Origin of the sequence: Microcoleus sp. S13_C5 (genome assembly GCF_036700845.1) — a bacterium.
Classification (GTDB): Bacteria; Cyanobacteriota; Cyanobacteriia; order Cyanobacteriales; family Microcoleaceae; genus Microcoleus.
Map to the genome: position 1 here is coordinate 4,694 of NZ_JAUBPR010000162.1, position 7,473 is coordinate 12,166.

Annotated in this window: 8 protein-coding genes; 3 read left to right on the forward strand and 5 right to left on the reverse strand. The window is 46.9% G+C overall.

Annotation, left to right across the window (positions count from 1 at the left end):
* Positions 1 to 287: 287 nt before the first annotated feature.
* On the forward strand, positions 288 to 2,336 hold the full coding sequence (locus QUA04_RS26460; RefSeq protein ID WP_333262915.1) for a hypothetical protein: 2,049 nt from the start codon (positions 288 to 290) through the stop codon (positions 2,334 to 2,336).
* A 337-nt stretch (positions 2,337 to 2,673) separates the two neighbouring features.
* Here QUA04_RS26460 and QUA04_RS26465 read toward each other — a convergent pair whose 3' ends face one another.
* A complete protein-coding gene (locus QUA04_RS26465) occupies positions 2,674 to 3,153 on the reverse strand; it encodes an anti-sigma regulatory factor (protein ID WP_333262900.1) in 480 nt (159 codons plus the stop codon).
* Between the two features lie 417 nt (positions 3,154 to 3,570).
* Here QUA04_RS26465 and QUA04_RS26470 point away from each other — a divergent pair, with 417 nt between their 5' ends.
* The gene (locus QUA04_RS26470; RefSeq protein WP_333262903.1) at positions 3,571 to 4,707 is read left to right on the forward strand and encodes a SpoIIE family protein phosphatase; all 1,137 of its coding nucleotides are present in this window, start codon (positions 3,571 to 3,573) and stop codon (positions 4,705 to 4,707) included.
* A gap of 56 nt (positions 4,708 to 4,763) precedes the next feature.
* On the opposite strand, the gene QUA04_RS26475 is transcribed toward QUA04_RS26470, so the two are convergent.
* The 4 genes from QUA04_RS26475 to QUA04_RS26490 form a co-directional block, all read right to left on the reverse strand.
* Positions 4,764 to 5,090, reverse strand: coding sequence for an STAS domain-containing protein (locus QUA04_RS26475; protein ID WP_333029330.1), 327 nt, complete (start codon positions 5,088 to 5,090; stop codon positions 4,764 to 4,766).
* 238 nt (positions 5,091 to 5,328) lie between these two features.
* Entirely contained in the window at positions 5,329 to 6,033 is a 705-nt protein-coding gene (locus QUA04_RS26480) for a helix-turn-helix domain-containing protein (protein ID WP_333262906.1), read from the reverse strand.
* A 44-nt stretch (positions 6,034 to 6,077) separates the two neighbouring features.
* A complete protein-coding gene (gene dps / locus QUA04_RS26485) occupies positions 6,078 to 6,626 on the reverse strand; it encodes a DNA starvation/stationary phase protection protein Dps (protein ID WP_333262909.1) in 549 nt (182 codons plus the stop codon).
* A gap of 97 nt (positions 6,627 to 6,723) precedes the next feature.
* A complete protein-coding gene (locus QUA04_RS26490) occupies positions 6,724 to 6,984 on the reverse strand; it encodes a sulfiredoxin (protein WP_333076422.1) in 261 nt (86 codons plus the stop codon).
* A 146-nt stretch (positions 6,985 to 7,130) separates the two neighbouring features.
* Between QUA04_RS26490 and QUA04_RS26495 the strand changes: the two genes are divergently transcribed.
* A complete protein-coding gene (locus QUA04_RS26495; protein ID WP_333262912.1) occupies positions 7,131 to 7,364 on the forward strand; it encodes a DUF433 domain-containing protein in 234 nt (77 codons plus the stop codon).
* The last annotated feature ends 109 nt before the right edge of the window (positions 7,365 to 7,473 follow it).

Below are 7,473 nucleotides of genomic sequence, written 5' to 3' on the forward strand. Positions count from 1 at the left end.
GAAGCGCTCCAAGTGTTTCCGACATTCCAGAAGCCACCCCTTTATCAGAAACACCCAACTGGTCTACTTATGCTACAAACCAGGAACCCTCATCCCAAAATTTAGCCCCTGAACCTGAACCCACAGAACCCCAATCAACTAATAATCCTAACGGATTGCCCCAACCTTCTGCGCCATCTACTAACCCCGATTACATTATTCCACCTCGAAGCGCTCCAAGTGTTTCCGACATTCCAGAAGCCACCCCTTTATCAGAAACACCCAACTGGTCTACTTATGCTACAGACTTGGAACCCTCATCCCCAAATTTAGTCTCTGAACCTGAACCAACAAAACCCCCATCAACTAATAATCCTAACGGATTGCCCCAACCTTCTGCGCCATCTACTGACCCCGATTACATTATTCCACCTCGAATCGCTCCAGACGAAAAAATCAGCCCATTCACGACCAATTTACCTCTCAATGACATTCCTATCAGCCATCTAACTGAATGGGAGTTTAGTGGTTTCAAGACTTTTGCTGACACCACAGACAGCGATATGTTTTTTAATGGCACTCTCAAACTTAACAGTCGAGTCATTGAAAGCTTAAGCCGAAATAATATTTATAGAGTAGACCAAAAAGGCACTTATTTGCAACTGCGGACTGTTCCCCTAGAACGAACAATTACAACGACAACTACCGCACCCCAAACCATGACGGGGTTAGAAATTCAAATGAGTTTAACGGCGGCTTGTATTTTTCCCAATACTCCCAGTGACCAACAATGTACTTATACCCCAGGTTTAGTAATCGATCGCAATAGTATAGATCCAGAGTTTTTCGTGCCTACCCGCGTCTTTCAAACGTCTCAGGTTGGGGAGGTCGTCAAACCGGAAACTTTGGCTTTTATGCAGCTTCCAGGCTTCCAAGGGGGAACCAGCAGTCAACCGATTGGCGTCGATTTTTATTTTCCCAATTCTGGTGCTTATCCGGGAAACAGCCAATCCCAAAAAACAAAAGTTGAGAGAAAAGAAGAAGTTGACTATACGATTGCAGGTACTGTTTCCCGAGTTCGTCAAGTTGTTAAAGCCAATGATAGAGAAGCCGTTTTAGGGCGGACTATTCGAGGCTTTACTCTCTTTGTTGATGATGAAAATCGCTGGCTAAATACGGCAATTCAAGCGGGGGCGCAAATTTTACCCGATGTCATTCCTGACCTAGAAGGCAGTAAAAATCAAGTTAATACTAATATCAACCGCAACTTATTTTTAGCAGCTAATAATACTCGTTTACCCAGCAGTAGTTTTACGATATATTCCGCCGGACTCGGACGGGCAGAAAGTTTAACGCCTAATGTCACCAGCTTAAATCAAGTTCCTAGAGCGAATTATAACAGCCTGTGGCTCGGTCTTTCTCCGGTGATCGATCGCGCTCTTGAAGATGGTCGAATCTTTTACGATCCAACAGGGCCACAAGTCACCCTTGTGGATGCTGGTGCAGAAGGTGGAGCAAATACCAATGTACAGTTATTCTCTGCGGTTAACCAAAATCAGTATTCTACTGCCAATTTACAGAATTTTTATGCCCAAGTTTATTTAGGTTTTTTACAGCAAGATGTCAACTTTGTTAGAGAAAGTATCTATAGGGAAAAAAGCTCTTACTATCCTCATCTCAGCTTTACCGGAAACTGGACGGGAGGTGAAGATATCCTGCGATACTATACGGGTGTGATTGCTTCAGAAAAGCCCAAACTCTACCTCGGTGCTGATTACACGAGAAACACGCTAAACAATTGGAGTTTTCGCGGGGGTGCGATTGGTTATCTCAACCCCGATCGCGATTATTACAGCCAACTTTGGGGGAGTGTGGCTAAAACATTTCGCTTCAGTAGGCGGGCAAATTTAACCTTATCAACTGGCTTCAATTATGCTCTCGATCGAGAAACCAGAATTGGTGATGTACTTAGTATTTCACCGGCTAGTGAAGTTGCCGTTAGCGCTCGCGTGAATTGGGGAATTTTTTCTCTTGGTTTGACCAACTATTTTGGTGATATCCTACCCAATTCCTACGACGATCGTTTACTCGCTGAGTTAACCATCCGTCCTCTAAGCACTCTCACTCTGTCTGGTTATATCGCCCCCATCGATAAAAACTCCACTCGCTCTCTCTACGGTGCGAGTGTAAGTTGGCAACTGGAAAATAAGTATAACAGTCCTACCCTATCCCTCAATTGGCAAAATAAGCAATATGATTATGGTGATGATGTTTTTGGGAATCGTTTATTATTGAATGATAATGTTTTTACGATCCTCTTTCGCATTGGTTCTCCAGGTAATCCGCTCTCTCGTTAATCTTACCCAGATTAGAAGCAAACTAATTTGCTAAAATAAAAAATTAGACTTCTGCCTCATCCCAGCCTGTGAACCGTTTGAGACAATCTAAGTCAATAGGGACTCTCACCGAGATTACCTCATTTGCGAGTTAATCTGCTTCGGACGGCAGTGCCATAATGTCTTAGCACACTGAGTACGGAAGAACCGGAAATACGGATGCTATGGGAATTGCCAGTATCTAGGGAAGCCGTCAAATCAAAATATAATCAACTGCTACGCAGCTTAACAGTCACGCACGGTTCTTAAGGAAGGGTTGAGGGTAGCCCTCCACCCTTACCCGCTAAAAATATTAGTGTTATTTTCGATCGTCGATACAGGGCGAATAATTTTTGACGATCGACAAACAGTTTCGTCCATCAGCCGTTCTCTCGTAACTAATACTGTCTGCGATGTCTTTGATTAATTTTAGACCCCGCCCGCCCGGAGAGTGAACATCGACTTTTTCCGAAATATCTTTAATTTTTTTCTCTAAATCAAACGGATCGCCCGAGTCCCAAATTTTAATCTCTAAAGATTCAGCCCACACGGCCACCTGAATGTCCACAGGCAAAGCCGCTGGTTTGCCCTTGTGGGCGTGACGCACGGCATTCGTAAAGCCCTCAGCCAAAGCCAACTGACACCTTATCCACACACTTGTAGGAATTCGCGAGTCGTACAATTGTGCAAACCACGACAAAACCCAGCTTAATCCATTCAGACCTGTATTGACTTGAAGATCCGCTTTTTTTAGCATCGGCAACTTTTCGGAACCCTTTAATTCAATCACGCTCACCACAGAAGTTCTTCATCGGCCGGTGGGCAAAATACAACTCGAAAAAATACGATGAGACAAAATACAACGGCGGCAAAATTGAATGGTAGTTTGAGGATACTAGCTTTGGTGGGCCGTCGATCCCTGTCTAATCCACTAATCGGTTAGTCACTATACTATAAATAGCATTTCCCTGTCAACCAGCGCCTGTGTCAAATAAAAGTCTATAAAAATTTATATTCTGAGTATAAACTGAGTGAAGTTCGATCGCGCCAAATTTCCATCAAATTTTAACGTAAATTGAACTCAACGACCCGCCCTCAAAAGCAATTACCTCGAAAGCGATGTCAATAAACTATACTCAATCTCAGACAAGGGCGCTGACAGGATATATTTTAAATGACCCCCAGACCTTGAAAAACTTGTAGTACCTAAGTGCCCATGTTTCAAATTCTGGTTATTGACGATGATACGGCTGTTCAAGAACTGCTGAGAAGAACCCTGAAAAAACAGGGTTACGAAGTAACAGTAGCAAGCAATGGCGAAGACGGTGTAGCCCAGGCGCAAAAATTGCGTCCGGCCCTGATAATTTGCGATTGGATCATGCCGCGCTTGACCGGCATCGATGTCTGCCGTCGAGTTAAGGCAGATCCGGATCTGTCAACTACACAATTCTTTTTGTTGACTTCTTTGGGTTCGATCGCCGATCGAGTCAAAGGCCTCGACGCCGGTGCCGACGATTTTATCTCCAAGCCGATCGAACTCAACGAGTTACAGGCAAGAGTACGCGCGGGATTGAGGCTGCACCAACTCAGCCGAGATTTGAAAATAGCCAAGCAAAGTCTGGAAGCAGAGTTAGCCGAGGCCGCGGAGTACGTGCAATCGCTGCTGCCAGATCCGATGACAGAACCTTTCAGCATCGAGGCAAAATTCATTCCCTCCCGGCAGTTGGGGGGAGATTGCTTCGACTACAACTGGCTAGATGCCGATTATTTGGCGATTTACTTGCTCGACGTAGCCGGTCACGGTTTGCGGGCGGCGCTGCCTTCTGTGGCCGTGCTGAATTTGCTGCGATCGCGCACGCTCCCCAACATAGACTACTACAAACCCAGCGACGTTTTGCGCGCCCTGAACACCACCTTCCAGATGAGCTACCAAAATGACAAGTATTTCACCATCTGGTATGGCGTTTACAACCGCATTTCTCGCCAGCTAGTTTATGCCAGCGCCGGTCATCCACCGGCCGTGTTGATTTCCCAGTCCCCTGCGAGCACTACTAAAATCCAGCGATTAAAAACCCCCGGAATGCCGGTGGGGATGTTCCCCGACGCCCCCTATGTCGATAATTGCTGCGATGTCGAGGATTTGAGCACTCTCTACATCTTTAGCGACGGGGTATACGAGATCCACCAACCTGACGGCAATATCTGGGGGCTTGACCCTTTCGTAGACCTGTTAGCAGCTTACAACGGTGCAAGTGCCGACCAGTTAGAGCTGGTTTTGAACTACATTCAAAAGTTGAACGCTAAAGCAGTTTTTGATGATGATTGGTCTTTACTCAAGGTAAACTTTGGCTAGCTGACTTCTTGCAGCACATCTGCGACCAAATAGCAAGAAGGCAGCAGCCAAAAGATTTAGTTAGTTGAGAGAATTTTGCTATTAAAAGCATCGCGGGTCGGAAATATCTCGAAAACTCGATCCATGCTGGTGAGTTCAAATAAGATGCGGATTTGCTCGTTGATAGAACAGACAACTAATTGACTCCCAGCGGCCCGGACTGTTTTGAGCGCCAAGACTAAAGCGCCCAAACCAGAACTATCCATAAATGTCACATCAGTGAAGTCTATCAATACCACATCGGCTCCCGCTTCCACTAGGTCGCTAATCTCTTGGCGGAATTGACTTGCCTTGGTGCCGTCTAAAATGCCAGAGGGCTGAATAATTTTAACTACAGGACTCATATTTTGCGGTGGGAATGTCAGAATTTCTAGCCAGACTAGGCTAGTATAGCTGCGAGATGGACTCTGATCCAAATAAGAGAGGGGAAAGCGCCAGAGCCTGAGAGCGGGAGAATAGTTTTGAGTGTAAAAGATGGTGTTCGTCGCGGATCGTAACGCCGATCGCAGTCGCAGCGCTTCGCCGGGAGTGAATTTTGAGATCGGGACAATATTTGTTCTGCCGAATGCCTTCTGGTATTAATCAAACTGGGCTAACTTTGGCGCGGTAGAGCAGTTTGTCGCCTTGTCTGTACCCTGTGTAGCGGACTTTGACGGGTTCTCCGGGTTCGGCTGTTCCTTCCATTAGCTGGTGCTGTTGAGGGTTGTAGGGAATCTGGGCTCCGACTGGGGCGATCGACTCCACTCCCCAATGCTCCAATAACTGCTCGACTGGCCGCAACAAGGGCAGTAGTTTCTGAGCCCGCAAGTGGTGATTTTCCTGAGCTTTGCTCGCAGCAGTCGGCCACTGCAACATCCAAGATTCTAAAATTTGCACGCTAGATAACTGGAATTCCTGCATCAAAGATTCTCGCTGCTGTTCGATCGAAGCTTGCAGGCGCTGATATTCTTGTTCTAGGGCGGTCGGTTGTGCCTGTTCTAACTCTACATAGTTTGGCGTCAAGGTTGCCAGCAGTTCGGGTAAGGAAATTTGCAAAGCTTGACTAATTTTGAGCAGGATGTCGGCTCGGGTTTGCAGGGCTAAACCGCGACGTAGGCGACTTAGCTGGATCTCGGAAACTCCTGCTTTTTTGCTGAGTTCTCGATCGCTCGAAAGCCCCGCCTGTTCCATCAGGCGTTGCATTTGAGGAGCATAATCTGGAATATGGGCAGTCACGAAAAACTCATCCAAATTAATAAATGGACATATTCTCGATCGTAAACTGTGACGAGCCTTAATGAAATACATTTTTGGGGCGGGCTCCTGCGCCCACCCCACAACTTTTTTTGTGGCTATTTGACGGCAACTTTTGCGGCGGCGGCTGTTGCAGTTGTCGCAGAACCTTGCAAATGCGCTTCTAGGAACCATAAACGCTTGTCAATTGTCCGCGAAATTTCGGTGTACAGATCCGCTGTATCGGCGTCGCCAAGTTCCGCTGCTTTGTCGATGGCGACTCGCAGGTGTTGGGCGTAGGGTGCGTAGCGATCGGCCAAAGCCGTCACGTATTCTTTGCCGTCTACAATGTCGAAAGGAAATTCTGGCAAAATCGAATCAGCAGCCGCTGCGCGGGCTGTTCCTACAGCCAAACCGCCCAAAGCTGTGACCCGTTCGGCAACCAAATCGATGTATTCTTCGAGTTCTGTTGCCATTTCGTCAAACAGCAAGTGCAACTGGTAGAAGTCCATGCCTTTGACGTTCCAGTGAGCTTGCTTGACTTGAGTTTTTAAGTCCAAAGTCGTTGCCAGTGTGGCGTTGAGCAGCCCGACTACTTGAGAGCGGGTGCCGGCTGACATATCGATGCGGGTCGGGTAAAGAAGTTGTTTGTGGTTGTTGGTAGTCATAGGTTTTTAGCTTGTTATTAGTGATTGTCGATCGAATATCTTAGAAAGGTTTGGGCGATTGAATGTTTGCCTGCGTGGTGAATTTCTGTTGAGAGGCTCAGGCTAGGTGCATCTGCAACACGGCACGGGGAGCTCGGCGTACATTACAGCGGATAGTTTCTAAACCGAGACGCTGGCAAGCTTCGTAGCGGTGGCAGCCGGAAAATCCGTAATACTGTCCATCTACTTCTAGCACATCGATGGGTTCGTTTAAACCTACCTCGCGGATTGATTCCATGAGGGCGGCTACTTTGGTTTGGTCGTTGACTCGCGGCAGGGGGCGGCGAATCTGGTTGAGGGGAATTTCTTCTATCCTCATGGGGGCTCTCTTTTTTGCTTATAGTTAAATCATACTCGTAATGACTTCGACTTGCCAAGAAAAATGAGGGCTTACGCAAAAACCTGCTTTCGAGATGATTACTCGGTAAGATGGAGACGAACAAAGCAACTTGCAGGCAACCCCTGATGAACTCAACGACTGGCTGGTTAACCCGCATTACCCAAGCCCCCAGTCAGTGTGGTGGTCGTCCCTGCATTCGAGGAATGCCAATTCGAGTCACCCACATCTTAGAAATGCTGGCTGAGAACCTCAGCGTTACTGAGATTTTAGAAGATTTCCCTGACTGGGAGCTTGCAGATATTCGAGCTTGCTTACTGTTTGCTGCACGACGTACCGAGTTCCCAAGACTGACGGCATGAAGATGGGGTCTACACTTTTCAATTTTCTAGCTTTAAAACCCACATTCCGCAGATGTGGGTGGAATTTTTTTATCAGTTGTGAAAAGTGGGAACCCCAAAGTTTTTCCGT